Below are 16202 nucleotides of genomic sequence, written 5' to 3' on the forward strand. Positions count from 1 at the left end.
GCGTGGGATCTCAGGCCGTGACGTCGATGTACGTCGAGGGGCCGTAGCTCGATCCGCTGACCGGGGTGACGTACATGCGGACGGTCCTGCCCTCTTTGAGGTCTCCGCCCTTCCACGGGCTGCAGTAACCGGCCGTGTGGCCGCGGGTGTCGACGCTCCGGTCCATGATCCCGTCGTAGTTGTAGTCGAGCGCGGTCTCGATGCCCCAGCCGTCCGACTTGGTGTCGCAGGCGCGGATCGCGTCGCCGGGGATCGAGCCGTCCGGATCGGCGTTCCAGGTGGCGTTGCCGGCGCCGCTGGGCGCGTAGATGGTGACCGTTCCGGCCCAGGCCTGGCCCTGCAGGCCGGCGACGAGGCCGATCGCGCAGGCACCGGTGGCGAGTGCTCTGATCACGGTGCTTCGGGTCTTCATGATGTCCCCTCCCCTTGCCGGCGGGCCGTGCCCGCCGACGCTCGAGGAGGAGAATGCCATACGTAGATCAACTTCGGGAGGCGGGGCGCCCGTTCCCCGTACCGCTCACTTCTCCACCAGTCGCTCCATGAGGCCGGTGGCCTCGGCGAGCGTGCGCAGTTCGGCCTCGTCGAGCTCGCCGGCCAGGGCCTGGACGAGCCAACTGTGCTTGGCGGCGCGGACCGAGGCGAGGGTGTGCCGGCCGCTCTCCGTGATGGCGACGACCGACTGACGGCCGTCGTCCGGGTCGGGCGTGCGCGCCACGAAGCCCTGTTCCTCCAGGGCGGCCAGAGTGAGCCGCATCGACTGGGGCCGCACGTACTCGGCGCGCGCGAGGGCGGCCGTGGTGGCGGGACCTTCGCCGTCGAGGCGCGCCAGTACGGTCCGCTGCGTCGGGGTGAGGAGGCTGCCGGGCGACGCGGTGCGCAGTCGCCTGAGCAGCCGTCCGACGACGGCCGACAGATCGGCGGCCACCTGTTCTGCGAGCGGCTCGTCCGCGGTTTCTCGCTGCATGGCCTCACCGTAGAAGGCCGACAGGCAGCCTTGCAATTTCATCCCATTTCGCCTGGCGGGTAGGCGTGGGGAAACCATCCGCCGTCGCCCCTCTTCCCGCTGGTCCGACCAGTCGGTATGTTCACCTCCTGCGGACCCATCCCGACTCGCCCTGCCCCACCGCTTCGGCCCACGGAGACGCCATGACCCAGCACGCGCCCGGCATCCAAGGACACTGCGACGCGCGCTTCGACGCCGTCCGCGCCGCCTTCGAGGAGAACTTCGACGAGCGCGGCGAACTGGGTGCGGCCTTCACCGTCCTGATCGACGGGGCACCCGTCGTCGACCTGTGGGGTGGCTGGGCCGACGCGGCCCGCACGCGCGCGTGGGAGCGCGACACGGTCGTCAACGTGTGGTCGACGACCAAGGGGCCGACCGCCCTGTGCGCCCACATCCTCATCGACCGCGGACTGCTCGACCCGGACGCGCCGGTCGCCACGTACTGGCCGGAGTTCGCCGCGGCCGGCAAGGACGGCGTACTCGTACGGCATCTGCTGTCGCACCGCGCCGGACTCGCCGGGCTGCGCGAGCCGCACTCCCTGGAGCAGCTCTTCGACTGGGAGCTCACCACGTCCCGGCTCGCGGCACAGGAGCCCTGGTGGGAGCCCGGCACGGTCTCCGGCTACCACGCGCTGACGTACGGGTTCCTGGTCGGCGAGGTCGTCCGGCGCGTCAGCGGGCTGCTGCCGGGCGCGTTCCTGGAGCGCGAGGTGACGGGCCCGCTCGGCATCGACTTCACGATCGGACTGCCGGACAAGGAGGCGGGCCGCGCGGCGGAGATGGTGCACCCGCGCGCGCAGGCCGGCAGCGAACAGGCCGCGGTCTTCGCCCAGTTGGCGCCGGCCGCCCTCGCCGCGCTGACCAATCCGATCGCGGGCGCGTCCGAGGCCAACACCGCGGCATGGCGCGCCGCCGAGATCCCGGCCGCCAACGGTCACGGCACGGCCCGCGCCGTCGCCGCGCTGTACGGAATCGTCGCGGGCAAGGGCCGGTCCGGTGACCGCCAGATCCTGTCCCCGCAGGCCGCCGAGCGGATCCGCGAGGGTCAGGGCAGCTGCCGCGACCTGGTCCTGGGCAGCGGGTTCACGCACGAGACGGAGCTGGGCCTCGGCCTCTGGCTGAGCGGGCCGAACGGCTCGTACGGGCCGAACCCGCGCGCGGTCGGGCACGACGGCTTCGGCGGCTCCTTCGGCTCGGCCGACCCCGAGTCGGGTGCCGCGATGGGCTATGTGATGAACCGGATGGGACCTCACATCGCCGACGACCCGCGGAAGATGGCCCTGATCAGCGCCGTGTACGACGCTCTCGGCTGATATCCGACCACCGGAATCCGGCCACCACGCGCCGTCCCGCGCGCCCTTACCGCCGCGCAACCTTACGGTAACCACATGGGCAGTTCGCCAGGCTAATCTGCTGACTGCCCCAGAGGATTACGAGGCGACGCGACCAGGGAGCCGACCGGATGGCACGCGGCACGACGACAGCGAGGGCCTGCCTGATGGCCCTCACCGTCGGCATGCTCGTCCTCCAACTCCTGGTCAGGAGCGCCCCGTCCGCGTCCGCCCACGAGTCGGTGGCACACACCGGCGGCCCGATCGCCACCTGCGACGACAGCGAGCTGCCTCGGAGTTCGTCCCACCACTACCTGCCCCGCGACCGGTACCGCGCCGAGGAGTACGTGCCCGACGGCACCGTGCGCGGGGCCGCGTGCCCGTGGCAGGTCCAGGCCGGGGAGCCCGGCGTCGCGCCGACGGCAGGCGCCGGCGAGAGGTCCCCGCACCGCCAGCCGAGACGGGCGGCCGACGCCCTCCCCGTCATACTCCAGGTCTTCCGCTGCTGAGAGCGCCCGAGGGCAGGAGCAGTTCCCGTGGGTCTTCGGCGCACCCTCCTGCCCGCCTCCATTGACACTCCGCACGTGTAGGACTACGCGCCCCGCACGGGGCGCGCTGGAGGTATGCGCTCGTGAAGCGTTTGGTACCGCGGCAGGACTTCGCCGCGTCTCTCGTCGTGTTCCTGGTCGCCCTGCCGCTGTGCGTGGGCGTGGCCGTGGCGTCCGGCGTCCCGGCCGAACTCGGCCTCGTCACCGGCATCGTGGGCGGTCTGGTTGCCGGGTCCATGCCCGGCAGCAGTCTTCAGGTGAGCGGGCCCGCGGCCGGGCTCACCGTGCTCGTGTACGAGGCCGTGCAGGCGTACGGCCTGCCCGTGCTCGGCGTCATCGTGCTCGGGGCAGGGCTGCTCCAGCTCCTCATGGGCAGCCTGCGCCTGGGCCGCTGGTTCCGTGCGATCTCCGTAGCGGTCGTCGAGGGCATGCTCGCCGGGATCGGTCTCGTACTGATCGCCGGGCAGCTCTACGCGATGGCCGACACGCCGGCGCCCACGTCGGGGCCGGAGAAACTCGCCGGGCTGCCCGGCCTGTTGATCGACTCGGCCTCTTCGCCGAAGGCGCTCGCCGCGCTCGCCCTCGGCGTGGGCACGATCGTCGTGCTGCTCGGCTGGAAGCGGCTGCCCAGGGCGGCCCAGGTGGTGCCCGCGCCACTCGCCGCGGTGGGGCTCGCGACGCTCGCGGCCGCCGGGTTCGGGCCGCCGGTCGCGCGGGTCGAGGTGCAGGGTCTGATCGAGTCCGTGCAGCCGCCCGGCGCCGACGCGTTCGGGCAGCTCGCGAGCGTCGGGGTGATCGGCACCGTCCTCGCGTTCACCCTCATCGCCTCCGCCGAGAGCCTGTTCAGCGCGGCCGCCGTCGACCGGATGCACGACGGGCCGCGCACGTCGTACGACAGGGAACTCATCGCGCAGGGCACCGGCAACACCGTGTGCGGGCTGCTCGGCGCACTGCCGATGACGGCAGTGATCGTACGCAGCTCCGCCAACGTCCAGGCGGGCGCCCGCACCAAGGCGTCCCGGATCCTGCACGGAGTGTGGCTCCTGCTGTTCGCGGCGCTGCTGCCCGCCGCGCTCGGCGTCATCCCGGTCGCGGCGCTCGCTGCCGTCCTGGTCCACGCGGGCTGCAAGCTCATCCCCGTACGGCAGATCACGGGGCTGTGGCGTGAACACCGGGGCGAGGCGCTGGTGCTGCTCGTCACGGCGGTGTCGATCGTCGCGGTCAGCATGTTCGAGGGCGTGCTCATCGGCCTGGCGCTCGCGGTGGCGAAGACGGCGTGGGAGGCCTCGCACGTGCGGCTCGACGTCATAGACAAGGGCGCGGGACCTATCCAGGTGTATCTGACGGGCAACGCGACCTTCCTGCGGCTGCCGAAGATCCTCGACAACCTGGAGGCGCTGCCGCAGGACCGGCCCGTCGTGCTCGACCTGTCCGGTCTTCACCACCTCGACCACGCCTTCGGGACGGCGCTGCGGAACTGGGCGGACCGGCACAGCGGCGCCGGCACGGATCCCGTCAAGGTCACTCCGGGGCGGGCGACTCCGGGGGGCTGAGACCGGCCCGTGCGGCGCGCTACGGCGTGATCGCGCCGAGCAGGGCCCGCGCGCACAGGTCGCGCACCTGATCCCTTGACAGTTCCGGCTCGTCGAGCCACTCCAGGCACACGGCCACCATGAAGGCCAGCCAGCCGCGGACGGCGAGCCGGAGCACGGGGGATTCGCCGTCGATGTGGGAGCTGCCGGGGTCGGCGGCGAGCGCCTCGACGATCTGGCGCTCCTGCGCGGCCAAGCCCTGCCGGTACACCTCGCGCACGGCCGGGTCGCCCGCGGCCCCGGCGCGCTGAAAGGCGCGGAAGCCCTCGCCGTGGGCCTCCACATAACCGAGGAACGTGTCCAGGCCCACGGCGATCTGCTCGCGCACGGGGATCCCGGGAGCGGCCGCGGTCAGGCGCAGCATCCGCTCGCTCTCGCGCTGGACGACGGCGGCGAAGAAGTCCCGTTTCGTCGGGAAGTAGTGGTAGAGCAGCCCGCGCGAGACGCCGGCGATCTCGGCGACCTGCTCGATCCAGACGTCGTCGTACGTGCTCTGCGCGAAGAGCCGCGCACCCACGCTGAGCAGCTGTTCTCGGCGCTCCTCCGTGCTCAGCCGGCGGCGTGTGCGCTCCTGCTCCCTGGCGGCCATGGCAGCACTTTACCCGCATTACTTGACGTGAATTCAATAGCGGGACCACACTGGGAAGCGTATTGAACCCACGTATAACAGCGGCTCGGGTACACGCACTCTCTACGTCCAGCAGGTGGGGATCATGGCTCAGTTGACGCAGGTGGCGACGGATTCGACACCGCCGAAGGGCTTTCGCAGCGCCGAGCTCGGCTGGCCCGGACTCGACCGGATTCCGCACCCGCCGCGACGGGTGCCTTTCGTCGGCGACATCCTCGGCGCGAATGTGCGCACGCCGGTCCAGGACTCCATGCGGATCGGCAAGGAGCTCGGGCCCGTCTTCCGCCGCAAGGCCTTCGGCAACGAGATCGTGTTCGTCTGGGGCACGCGGTTCGCCGCCGACATGGCCGACGAGTCGCGCTTCGCCAAGCATGTCGGCCTGGGCGTGGCCAATCTGCGGCCGGTGGCCGGTGACGGCCTGTTCACCGCGTACAACCACGAGCCGAACTGGCAGCTGGCTCACGACGTACTCGCTCCCGGCTTCGGCCGCGACGCGATGGAGGGCTACCACCCGCTGATGCTGGACGTCGCGGGGAGCCTGATGGCGGCCTGGGACGCCCGGGAGGCGGCCGGCGAGGCCGTGGACGTACCCGGCGACATGACCAAGCTGACCCTGGAGACGATCGCGCGGACCGGTTTCGGCCATGACTTCGGGTCGTTCGAGCGGGAGCGGCCCCACCCGTTCGTGACGGCCATGGTCGGCACGCTGTCGTTCGCGCAGCGCCGCAACGTGGTGCCACCGGCGCTCGCTCCCCTGCTTCTGCGGAGCGCGGAGCGGCGCAACGCCGCGGACATGGCGTACCTCAACCGGACCGTGGACGATGTCGTCGCCGTGCGGCGGGCCGCGTCCGGATCACGCACCGGCGGGCAGGGTGACCTGCTCGACCGCATGCTGGAGGTCGCCCACCCCGACACCGGGGAGCGGCTCTCCCCCGAGAACATACGGCGCCAGGTCATCACATTCCTCGTCGCCGGACACGAGACGACGTCGGGCGCGCTGTCGTTCGCGCTGCACTATCTGGCGCACCACCCCGACGTCCTCGCGAAGGCGCGCGAAGAGGTGGAGCGGGTGTGGGGCGACGCCGACGAGCCCGCGTACGAGCAGGTGGCCAAGCTCCGCTATCTGCGCCGGGTTCTCGACGAGTCCCTGCGGCTGTGGCCGACGGCTCCGGCGTTCGCCCGCGAGGCCACCGTCGACACGACGCTCGGCGGGATCCACCCGATGCGCAGGGGCGCTTGGGCGCTGGTCCTGACCGCGCTCCTGCACCGCGACCCGGAGGCGTGGGGTGACGACCCGGAGGCCTTCGACCCGGACCGCTTCGCTCCGGCGGCCGTGCGTTCGCGCGCCCCGCATGTCTTCAAACCGTTCGGCACAGGTGCGCGGGCGTGCATCGGCCGCCAATTCGCCCTGCACGAGGCGACGTTGGTACTCGGCCTGCTGCTGCGGCGTTACGACCTGCACCCCGAACCGGGCTACCGGCTGCGCGTCGCGGAACGCCTGACGCTGATGCCGGAGGGCCTGCGGCTCAACCTGGGACGCCGGGCGAAGGTCCGTACAGCGGACTGAGTTCGACACCTGAGTTCGACGGCTGAGCCCCCCTCGGCTCTCGCGTCGAAGGCGAATTGTCAGACCCGTGCGCAAGAGTGGAGGCACATGTCTGTACATCCACGTCTTCGCCGAGCTGAGGGGCCCATCGACATGAACGCGACCAGGAGTGCCGAACTCGCCGCGGCCCAGGCCTGCCTGCGCCTGCTGCACACCGCGCGCGCCGCACTGACCGGATGCGAGCCGGCGACCGCCGCCTCGCTGCTCGCCCTGCCGATCGCGGAGGCCGACGAGGCCCTGGACAGGGCGGGACTCGCGGGAAACGAGGCGTGGCTGCTGGAGAAGCTGTACGACTTGGGAACGGAGAAGCGCGTTCATACGTGAGGTAGGTGTACTCGTCCGTAGGTGAGGTATGTGCGTTCGTCCGTGGGTGACGTGCGTACGTCCACGTCCCGCATTCCCCCGCATTCCCGCGACCGGTCAGGAGAGCTCGTTGACGATCCCACCCGTGGTCCCGCACCGCATAGACCCGGCCGGTGGCTGCCCGCACGCGGCGAACGCGCGGCTGCTCGACCAGGGCGTCGTCGCCCCGGTCGTGCTGCCCGGTGACGTCGAGGGCATGGTGGTCCTCGGCCACGACGCCCTCAAGGACTTCCTCGCGCACCCCGATGTCGCCAAGAGCGCCCGGCACTTCACCGCCCTGATCGAGGGCCGCATACCCGACGGCTGGCCGCTCATGACCTTCGCGACCGTGCAGGGCATGACGACCGCGGACGACGAGGACCACCGGCGGCTGCGGTCGCTGGTGAGCCGGGCGTTCACGGCGCGCCGCGTGGAGGCGCTGCGGCCGCGCGTCGAGGAGCTGACCGGCAAGCTGCTCGACGGGCTGGAGGCAGCCGTGGCCGAGGGCGAGGACGTCGTGGAGCTGCGGCGGCAGTTCGCGCTGCCGCTCCCGATGAGCGTGATCTGTGAACTGCTCGGTGTGGACGAGGAGTTCAGAGGACGACTGCACCATCTGTCGGGCCAGGTCGTGGCCACCGACATCGGCCCACGCGAGGCGGTGGCCGCCAACCGTGAGCTGGTGTCGGTCCTCGCGGCGGTCGCCGCGTCCCGGGCGAGCCGGCCGGGCGACGACCTGACCAGCGCGCTGATCGCGGCTCGCGAGGAGGACGGCGACCGACTGAGCGAGCAGGAGCTGATCGGCACCCTGCTCCTGATGATCGTCGCCGGGCACGAGACGACGCTGAACCTGATCACGAACGCCGTGCGCGCCCTGTGCGCCCACCGCGACCAGCTCGACCTCGTCCTGTCGGGCGGGGCGTCCTGGTCCGACGTGGTGGAGGAGACCCTGCGCTGGGACAGCCCCGTCAGCTACTTCCCGTTCCGCTACCCGAAGCGTGATCTGACGGTGGACGGCACGGTGATCCCCCGGGGCACTCCGGTGCTTGCGGGCTACTCTGCGGCGGGGCGTGACCGGAGCGCGCACGGCCCGGACGCCGACCGGTTCGACGTCACCCGAGCCTCCCCCGCCCGCCACATCTCGCTCGGCCACGGCCCGCACTACTGCCTCGGGGCGCCGCTCGCCCGTCTGGAGGCCACCGTCGCCCTGGAGCGCCTGTTCACCCGTTTCCCCGGTCTCGATCTCGCCGCGCCCGACGCGGAGCTCGCGCGGAAGGCGGGCTTCGTGGGCAACAGCGTCGACCAACTCCCGGTGCGTCTGCGGCCGGTGGCCGAGGCGGCCTGAGGGACGGCTCCCGGGTTCCTGGTCCGCTGGTCCTAGGCCGCGCGACCTGGGCCGATACGGTCCTTCCGCCCGTGGCCCAGGTCCGCCCGGCCCCCCAGACTGACCCTATGGACGCCTCACGCACCGACGCCTATCTCCGCCGCATCGCGACGCCACGCCCCGCGGCGCCGACCGCGCAGGCACTGCGCACCCTGCACCTCGCGCACCAGCGGACGGTCCCGTTCGAGAACCTCTCGATCCACCTGGGCGAGGACATCTCCATCGATGAGGACGCGATCGTCGCCAAGCTCGTGGACCGCCACCGCGGCGGCTTCTGTTACGAGCTCAACGGCGGGTTCGCGGCGCTGCTCACCGCGCTGGGCTTCGAGGTGTCGCTGCTCCAGGGCCGGGTGTACGGCAAGGACGGGCACCTCGGCATCCCGTACGACCATCTCGCCCTCCGGGTCCGTACCGTCGACGGGGCCGATCTGCTCGCTGACGTCGGTTTCGGGGCGCACAGCCACTTCCCGCTCGACCTCGGTGAGCGGGGGGAGCAGCGGGATCCGGGCGGCGTCTTCCGGATCGCCGAGACGAAGGAGGGCGACCTCCGTGTGTCCAAGGACGGGGTACCGGAGTACCTCCTCGAACAACGCCCGCGCGAGCTGCGGGACTTCGAGGTCGGGTGCTGGTACAACTCCACGTCGCCGGGGTCGACGTTCACGCGGTCGCTGGTCTGCTCGCTGGTCACGGACGAGGGCCGGCTGACCCTGAGCGGACGCACGCTGAAGACGACGGCCGGCGGCGAGCGCCACAGTACGGAGCTCGCGTCCGACCGGGAGGTACTTGACACGTACCGCGACTCGTTCGGCATCGAGCTCGACCGGGTGCCGCCGGACCCGGCCGCCTGAATCCGGCCCCGCGGCCCTCCGGCTGTGCACCTCTGCGGCTCTCCGGTCACGCCGGCTGCCCGGTTCTCAGCTGTCGGCGGTGTGCTCGGCGACGGTGCGGTCGAGTGCGGGCACGAGCCAGTCGAGGGTCAACTCCGCGCGGCGCGCGAGCCACGCGGGATCGGGGGCGGTGTCGGCCGGGCCGCCCTCGTACCGTCGGCGCTCGATGTCCGCCACGACCTCGGCGGGCGCGCCCAGTTCGGTGAGGACGGCGAGTGCCTCGGCCTTGCTGACAAGGGTTCCGTCGCGCAGGGTGACCGTGGCCCGGGCCACGACCATCAGCCCCAGGTCGACCCAGACATTCTCCAGCCACAACTCGGGGCGCCCGGTCCTGGGCCGCCAGTAGCCGGCCAGGTCGGTGAGGATGTAGTCCCTGAGCGTGCGGTCGTCCACCGGCGGCAGGGTGCCCGCGATGGGGTCTCCGTGGAGCACGAGGCCGTAGGTGTGGAGTTCGCGCCGGGTGATGGGCGTGACCGTGCGGGCGTAGGCCTCCCGGTGGGCCCAGGTGAAGTGCGTACGGTCAGGGTCGTCGAGGTCCCCGTGCGGCATGTAGGAGCAGTGGAGGTGGGCCGCGAGGGGCAGTTCCGCGTCGATTCCCTCGTGCAGCGTGGCGAGCCGTGTCTCCTCGTCCGGCTTCAGCGGATGCGGGACGACGGCGATCAGGTCGAGGTCGCTGCGCCCTTCCTGGTAGTCCCCGCCGGCGAGCGACCCGTGCGCCCACAGCGAGAACGGGGCAGGCAGTGCCTCGCGCAGCCCGGCCAGAAAGCGGTCGAGCAGGTCGGTCGTGGCCGCCGGATGTGCCTCCGCTGTAGTCATCCGGCCAGTGTGCCAGGAGTCAACTGGGCTTGTACGGCTGGTCCGTAGCGTTCGGTGATCTCTTCAACCGAGGCGGAGCGCACATGGGGGCCGCGTGCGATTCCGTACATGACTCCGAGACCGAGGAGCAAGGAGACGGCAAGCTCGGCGCGCAGGCCCGCATCCGGTCCGTGCAGGCGCTCGGCGAGGCGGTCGCTGACCTGCGCACGGAAGTTGGCGCGCAGGATGTCGCCCTGTTCGCCGTGGAGCGGGGCGAACACGATGCGCAGGATGGGGTCGGCGCCGTGCTCGGACTGGCCGGTGAGGAGGTGGCGCACCATGTGCCGGCCGAGGTCCTCCAGAGGCGCGTCGAGGAAGGGCTCCACGTCCGCCTCGAAGTTCATGACCTGGGAGAACAGGGCGTCCTTGTTGCCGAAGTACTTCAGGATCAGCGGGGCGCTGACCCCGGCGCGCTCGGCGACGGCCTTGAGGGTGATGTCGGTGTGCGCGTGCCGGGCGAGGAGGTGGCGGCAGGCGCGGATGATCGCGGTCTTGGTCGCCTCTGCGTCGCGGCGCGCCGGCCCCGACCGGTGGCCATCTCTCACACCGGAGGTGGATTCCGACTCGGCGGATACCGTCGGGGCCGGGCTCGTCACGGGGTCACGCTCCTTCGAGGGCCTTGTCCGTCCGCCCGGTCGTGCCGCTGACGGACTTGCGCCCTCCATTGTCCGCCGCGTCGGCCGGGACGGTGAACGCCGCCGCTATCACCACGAGGGCGACCGCACCGGCCATGAGGAAGGCCATCTGATAGCCGCGCAGTGCGGGGAAGCCGGCGCCGGTGGCGTGGTGGACGAGGATCGCTGCGACGGCGGCGCTGGAGACGGCCTGGCCGATGGTCCGCATCAGGACGTTCACACCGTTCGCGGACGCGGTCTGGCCCGCGGGCACGGCCCGCAGGATGAGGGTGGGCAGCGCCGAGTACGCGAACGTGGTGCCGGTCGACACGATCGCGGCACCCAGGACGATCACCCACAGGTCGCGGCTGTCCGCGATGCGGACGGCATAGCCGAGCGCCATCGCGGCGCCGCCGATGGCGAGGCTCACGCGGGGGCCGCGCGCGGCGGAGACGCGGGCCGACACCGGTGAGAGGAGCAGCATGATCACACCGTTGGGCAACAGGCACAGGCCGGTCTGCACGATGGAGAGGCCGAGCCCGTAACCGCTGGACCTGGGCGCCTGGACCAGCTGCGCCGTGACGAGCGAATTGGCGTAGAAGGCGAATCCGGCGAGCAGGGCGGCGAGGTGCGGCAGGCCGACACGGCGGCCCACGGCGAGCTGGAGGTCCACCAGCGGACGGGCGGCCCGCAGCTGCTGCCACGACCACAGCGCGAGGATCACGACGGCACCGGCGAACAGGCCGACCACGCGGGCGCTGCCCCAGCCCCACTGGCCGCCCTGCGACACGGCGAGCAGCAGGCAGACGAGGCCACCGGCGAGCCCGGCCGCGCCGAGTGTGTCGAACCGGCCCGGTTCGCGTACGGGCGACTCGCGCACGGCCCAGCAAGCGAGCGCGAGGCCGAGCGCGCCGAGGGCGCTGGTCGCCCAGAACATGACGTGCCAGTTCGCGTACTGGACGATCAGGGCGGCGAGCGGCAGGCCGAGCGCGGCGCCGATACCGACGGTCGAGCTCATGAGGGCGACCGCAGATCCCGTGCGGTGGGGCGGGAGTTCGTCGCGCAGAATGCTGATGGAGAGCGGAACGACCGCGGCGGCCGCGCCCTGGAGCGCGCGGGCCGCGATCAGGACGCGGATGTCGGAGGTGAGCGCGCACAGCACTGACCCGCCGGTCATCAGCCCCAGCGCGAGCAGCAGCACGCGCCGCTTGCCGTACATGTCGCCCGCCCTGCCGAGCACGGGGGTGAGGACGGCGCCGGCGAGGAGGGTCGCGGTGACGGTCCAGGAAACCGCGCCGGGCGAGGCTCCGGTCAGCCGGGGCAGGTCGGGCAGCAGCGGGACCACGACCGTCTGCATGACGGCCATGAGGATGCCGCCGAAGGCGAGGACCGGGATCGTCAGCCGACCACGCAGGCCGGGCAGAGGAGCCATTTCGGGGCGTATGCCGGTATTCATGTCTGGGTTTATCGCGGGCTCCATGGACGCTCCGGTGGACGCCTCCGGGGCGGGGGCGGGAGGTGTGGTGAATTTCTATTCACCTACATGGTGAATCAGTATTCACCAGAGCGCTCGCATATGGCCAGAGCGCCCGGACGAAGCCCCCACACACCCCTGCATACCGGCCTGACAGTCAGCCCGTCGCCGCCTCGCGCACCGCATCGACGAACCCCTGGAGGGCCGGCTGCGAGGGGGCCGTGTCCCGGGTGGCCGCACAGATCACCCGGATCGGCTCCGGTCTGCGGACCTTGCGCAGGACGACGTCGGGGTGCCGATTTCTCAGGCCCATCAGAGGCATCAGCCCGATGCCCATTCCCGCGGCGACGAAGCCCTGAGCGGTCGCGTAGTCCTGACTCGCGACGGAGAAATCGGGGCTGAATCCGGCGGCGGCGCAGGCGTCGCGGACGATTTCGTGGCAGGGACCCGCGACGCCCTCGGTGTCGACCCAGGGTTCGTCGGCGAGCTCGGCGAGGTCGATGACGCGCCGTTCGGCGAGCGGGTGATTCCTGGGCAGGACGGCGCGGTAGGGGTCGTCGGCCAGGTGGCTCATGCGGATTCCGGTGGGCGGCACATCGCGCGTGCGCACCACGACGGCCACGTCGGCCCGCCCCTGCCGCACCTCGGGCAGCGGGTCTTCGGGGTCGGTCACTCTCAGGTCGACGCGCACGCCGGGATGCCGCTCACGCAGGCGCGCCACAGCGGGTGCCACGAGCGCGGCTCCGGCGGTGGCGAAGTAGCGCACGGCGAGTGTGCCGGTGCGGCCGTCGCGCAGATCGGCGAGTGCGGTCTCGGCCTCGGCGACCTGGCGGCTGATGGCGTCCGCGTACCGCGTGAGCAGCCGCCCCGCCTCCGTGGCCTGCACTCCCCTGCCGACGCGTTCGAGCAGCGCCGTGCCCGCCTGCTTCTCCAGGGCGGCGACCTGCTGGCTGATGGCGGACGGCGTGTAACCGAGGTTCGCCGCCGCGGCGGTGACCGAACCGCTGGTGACAACGGCCCGCAGGACCTGCATACGTCGCACATCGAGCATGTAGCAGAGATTAACAGTTGGTCCAGGACTTTTCACTTGTCCTGTCGAGTCGAGTGAGGGAGCGTACAAGGCCAGGGCGACGACGACTGGGAGGTGCGGGGTGTTCGGTGGACGCGGCGCGGCGGTGCGGATGGGGGTGCTCGCGCTCCTGTGGGGCTCCGGGTTCCTCTGGATCAAGTTGGCGCTCCAGCACGGGTTCTCGCCGGTGCACATCGTCGTGGTGCGGTGCGCGCTCGGCGCCGGCGTCCTGTTCGCGCTGAGCCGGGCCACCGGACAGCGGCTGCCCCGCGACCGTCGCACGTGGGGGCGTCTCGTGGTCGCCGCGTTCTTCTGCAACGCGGTCCCGTTCGCCCTGTTCGGCTTCGGTGAGCAGACCGTCGACTCGGGCGTCGCCGGCGTGCTCAACGCGACAACTCCCTTGTGGTCCCTGCTGATCGGCGTGGCCCTCGGCTCGGAGGGGGGCCTGCGACCGCTGCGGCTGACGGGTCTGCTGTTCGGCTTCGCCGGTACGTTGCTGATCTTCGCGCCGTGGCAGCGCACCGGCCTCGCGAGCTGGGGCGCGCTCGCCCTGCTCGCGGCCGCGGCGAGCTACGCGGTGGCGTTCGCGTACATGGGGCGCAAGCTCACCGGGCCCGGCGTCCAGCCGATCGCGCTCTCCTCGGCACAGTTGACGACGGCGACGGCGCTGAGCGCTCTGGCGCTGCCCTTCGGTGGCCCGTCGTCCTCGGGTGTCGATCTCACCGGCGTCATCGCGGTGGTGATCCTCGGGATCCTGGGCACGGGAGTGACGTTCTACCTCAACTACCGCCTGATCGCGGACGAGGGCCCGACCAGTGCGGCGACGGTCGGCTATCTCCTGCCGGTCGTCTCGGTGGCGCTGGGCGCCGTCGTGCTCGGCGAGGGCCTGTCGGCGCGGGTGGTGGCGGGGATGGCGGTCGTGCTGGCCGGGGTGGGGATGACGCGCAGGTCCAGAGCCCGCGCGGTGACGCCCGGCGTCCCTGCGGCGGCGGCCGTTCCTGTTCCGGCCGCGGACCGCCAGCCATACTGCCGACCATGACTTCTGCTGCCACCATCCTTCGCGTCGGGCTCGTCGGCACCGGCACCTGGGCCTCGAAGACGCACGCCGCCGCACTGCGCGCCCACCCCGGGACGGATCTCGTGGGTGTCTGGGGGCGCAGGCCCCAGGCTGCGGCCGAGGTCGCCGCCGCCCATGGGACGCAGGTGTTCGAGGACGTCGACGAGCTGTTCGCGGCGTGCGACGCGGTGGCGTTCGCGGTGCCGCCGGACGTGCAGGCGCCGCTCGCCGCGCGGGCCGCCACAGCGGGCTGTCATCTCCTCCTCGACAAGCCGCTGGCCACGTCGGTGCCCGCGGCCAGGGAGGTCGTGGACGCCGTACGGGCCGCCGGGGTGGCGTCCGTCGTGTTCTTCACGATGCGCTTCGCGAGCGTCACCTCGGGCTGGCTGGCCCAACAGGCCGCCGAGGGTGTCTGGTTCACTGGCCGGGCCGACTGGTACGGGTCCCTGTACACCCCCGGCGACACCTCGGAGCTGACCGCGTCGCCGTGGCGGGTCGGACGCGGCGCCCTGTGGGACGTCGGCCCGCACGCCCTGTCCGTACTGCTTCCCGTGCTCGGGGACGTCACCTCGGTGACGGCCGCGCGGGGCCCGGCGGACACCGTGCATCTGGTCCTCGCGCACGCCTCGGGCGCGTCCGCCACGGCGGCGCTGAGTCTGACCACTCCGGCGAAGGCGGCGGGCGTCGCCGTGGAGCTGCGCGGAGAGTCCGGCATCGCGTCGATGCCGACGGGCGGTGAGTCGGTCGACGCGTTCGGGGCGGCCATCGACGCGCTCCTGGAGTCGGTGCGCACGGGACGGCCGCACGCCTGCGACGCCGCGTTCGCGCTGCGCGTCACGGAGATCCTCGCGGCGGCCGAGGCCCGTCTCGCGTCACCCGGCGGCGAACCAGGCCCCGGCGAGTGAGTCGAGCGTCGTCTCCGGCGGCGCGGGCAGTTCTCGCAGGTACCAGGGCAGATCGCTGTACACGTGCAGGAGTGTGTACGCCATCACGGTACGGGGGGCGAACTTGCGGCCGTAGGCCTCGGTGAAGCGGGTCATCAGGCGCGGGTCGGCCCGGGTGACGAACAGGCCGACGGCCACGAAGTCGTACGCCGGGTCGCCGATCATGGCGGGCTCGAAGTCGAGGAGTCCGGTCAGTTTGCGGTCCCGAGGGTCGATGACGAGGTGCTGGCGCATGAACTCCGTGTGCAGCAGGGCGCGTTCGGGCCCGCACGGCAGCGTGAGGGAGTCGAGGAAGGCGGGGATCTGCTCCAACCAACTCTCGGCAAGGCCGTGTTCGCGCTGCTGCTGTACGGCGCCTGCGCGCTGCTTGCGCACGAACGCGTCCCAGTCCTCCGGGCCCACCGCGCCGGCCAGGGGCGTGGGGTCGAGGGCATGCAGTGCGGCGAGGCATGCTCCGGCCTCGTCGACGATGCGGTCCTGGTCGGCGCGCGGGATGCCGGGCCAGGCCACGGCCAGGTCCGCGCCGGGCAGCCGGGACATGAGGATGTAGTGCCACCCGTTCTCGTACGTGCCCGCCGAGCGGACCTCGGGGGTGGGGACGGGGAGCCGGCCTTCGAGGTGGGCGAGGACCCGGGCCTCGGTGGCACCGTCCTGCGCGGAGGCGGCCGGGAACAGCTTCAGGACGTGCTCGTCACCGACGGCGTAGACGGGCTGGGTGCCCCCTTCGTAGCGCGTCAGCGGGAGGCCGGTGAGGCCGAGCCGGGCGCAGAGGTCGTCCGCTCCCCGCCGCATGACCGCTTCGTCGGGGACCACGGCGTCCCATTGTTCGTCGGTTTCCACAAGGGGCAGCATGGCCCGCACCCTAGGGCGC

17 protein-coding genes are annotated in these 16202 nt (G+C 72.0%); 9 read left to right on the forward strand and 8 right to left on the reverse strand.

Annotation, left to right across the window (positions count from 1 at the left end; genetic code table 11):
- Positions 1-10 precede the first annotated feature (10 nt).
- A complete protein-coding gene (locus OG698_RS05380; protein WP_406101739.1) occupies positions 11-412 on the reverse strand; it encodes a hypothetical protein in 402 nt (133 codons plus the stop codon).
- Between the two features lie 105 nt (positions 413-517).
- Positions 518-964, reverse strand: a complete 447-nt coding sequence (locus tag OG698_RS05385) for a MarR family winged helix-turn-helix transcriptional regulator (RefSeq protein ID WP_399971572.1) — start codon at positions 962-964, stop codon at positions 518-520.
- Positions 965-1146: 182 nt separating this feature from the next.
- Between OG698_RS05385 and OG698_RS05390 the strand changes: the two genes are divergently transcribed.
- The 3 genes from OG698_RS05390 to OG698_RS05400 all read left to right on the forward strand — a co-directional run bounded on the left by OG698_RS05390 (position 1147) and on the right by OG698_RS05400 (position 4435).
- Positions 1147-2316, forward strand: coding sequence for a serine hydrolase domain-containing protein (locus tag OG698_RS05390; protein ID WP_406101740.1), 1170 nt, complete (start codon positions 1147-1149; stop codon positions 2314-2316).
- A 149-nt stretch (positions 2317-2465) separates the two neighbouring features.
- Positions 2466-2843 carry a hypothetical protein gene (locus OG698_RS05395; protein ID WP_406101741.1) on the forward strand — a complete coding sequence of 126 codons (378 nt, stop codon included), beginning with the start codon at positions 2466-2468 and terminating at the stop codon, positions 2841-2843.
- Positions 2844-2965: 122 nt separating this feature from the next.
- Positions 2966-4435: a SulP family inorganic anion transporter gene (locus OG698_RS05400; RefSeq protein ID WP_406101742.1), complete on the forward strand. Its 1470-nt coding sequence runs from the start codon at positions 2966-2968 to the stop codon at positions 4433-4435.
- Positions 4436-4454: 19 nt separating this feature from the next.
- Here the strand turns inward: OG698_RS05400 and OG698_RS05405 are convergent, their stop codons facing one another.
- Positions 4455-5063, reverse strand: a complete 609-nt coding sequence (locus OG698_RS05405) for a TetR/AcrR family transcriptional regulator (protein WP_406101743.1) — start codon at positions 5061-5063, stop codon at positions 4455-4457.
- Positions 5064-5187: 124 nt separating this feature from the next.
- Here OG698_RS05405 and OG698_RS05410 point away from each other — a divergent pair, with 124 nt between their 5' ends.
- The 4 genes from OG698_RS05410 (at position 5188) to OG698_RS05425 (ending at position 9279) form a co-directional block, all read left to right on the forward strand.
- A complete protein-coding gene (locus OG698_RS05410) occupies positions 5188-6669 on the forward strand; it encodes a cytochrome P450 (RefSeq protein WP_406101744.1) in 1482 nt (493 codons plus the stop codon).
- Between the two features lie 132 nt (positions 6670-6801).
- Complete coding sequence (locus OG698_RS05415; RefSeq protein WP_100593188.1) at positions 6802-7032, forward strand: hypothetical protein; 231 nt, start codon at positions 6802-6804, stop codon at positions 7030-7032.
- A gap of 139 nt (positions 7033-7171) precedes the next feature.
- Positions 7172-8392, forward strand: a complete 1221-nt coding sequence (locus OG698_RS05420; RefSeq protein ID WP_406110855.1) for a cytochrome P450 — start codon at positions 7172-7174, stop codon at positions 8390-8392.
- Between the two features lie 107 nt (positions 8393-8499).
- On the forward strand, positions 8500-9279 hold the full coding sequence (locus tag OG698_RS05425; RefSeq protein WP_406101746.1) for an arylamine N-acetyltransferase: 780 nt from the start codon (positions 8500-8502) through the stop codon (positions 9277-9279).
- Between the two features lie 66 nt (positions 9280-9345).
- Here the strand turns inward: OG698_RS05425 and OG698_RS05430 are convergent, their stop codons facing one another.
- The 4 genes from OG698_RS05430 to OG698_RS05445 all read right to left on the reverse strand — a co-directional run bounded on the left by OG698_RS05430 (position 9346) and on the right by OG698_RS05445 (position 13312).
- Complete coding sequence (locus OG698_RS05430) at positions 9346-10134, reverse strand: nucleotidyltransferase domain-containing protein (protein WP_406101748.1); 789 nt, start codon at positions 10132-10134, stop codon at positions 9346-9348.
- Entirely contained in the window at positions 10131-10718 is a 588-nt protein-coding gene (locus tag OG698_RS05435; RefSeq protein WP_406110857.1) for a TetR family transcriptional regulator, read from the reverse strand. The genes OG698_RS05430 and OG698_RS05435 overlap by 4 nt, the downstream gene beginning before the upstream one ends.
- Before the next feature lie 55 nt (positions 10719-10773).
- Positions 10774-12243 carry an MFS transporter gene (locus OG698_RS05440; RefSeq protein ID WP_406101749.1) on the reverse strand — a complete coding sequence of 490 codons (1470 nt, stop codon included), beginning with the start codon at positions 12241-12243 and terminating at the stop codon, positions 10774-10776.
- A 175-nt stretch (positions 12244-12418) separates the two neighbouring features.
- Positions 12419-13312 carry a LysR family transcriptional regulator gene (locus OG698_RS05445; RefSeq protein ID WP_406101750.1) on the reverse strand — a complete coding sequence of 298 codons (894 nt, stop codon included), beginning with the start codon at positions 13310-13312 and terminating at the stop codon, positions 12419-12421.
- 130 nt (positions 13313-13442) lie between these two features.
- Between OG698_RS05445 and OG698_RS05450 the strand changes: the two genes are divergently transcribed.
- On the forward strand, positions 13443-14369 hold the full coding sequence (locus tag OG698_RS05450; protein WP_406110859.1) for a DMT family transporter: 927 nt from the start codon (positions 13443-13445) through the stop codon (positions 14367-14369).
- Complete coding sequence (locus OG698_RS05455) at positions 14366-15292, forward strand: Gfo/Idh/MocA family protein (RefSeq protein WP_406101752.1); 927 nt, start codon at positions 14366-14368, stop codon at positions 15290-15292. Before OG698_RS05450 ends, OG698_RS05455 begins: the two co-directional genes overlap by 4 nt.
- Here the strand turns inward: OG698_RS05455 and OG698_RS05460 are convergent.
- Positions 15260-16183 (reverse strand): phosphotransferase family protein, encoded by a 924-nt coding sequence (locus OG698_RS05460; protein WP_406101754.1) that lies wholly within the window; start codon positions 16181-16183, stop codon positions 15260-15262. The two genes, OG698_RS05455 and OG698_RS05460, sit on opposite strands and share 33 nt — an antisense overlap.
- Positions 16184-16202 lie beyond the last annotated feature (19 nt).

Source organism: Streptomyces sp. NBC_01003 (assembly GCF_045162695.1).
GTDB lineage: Bacteria > Actinomycetota > Actinomycetes > Streptomycetales > Streptomycetaceae > Streptomyces.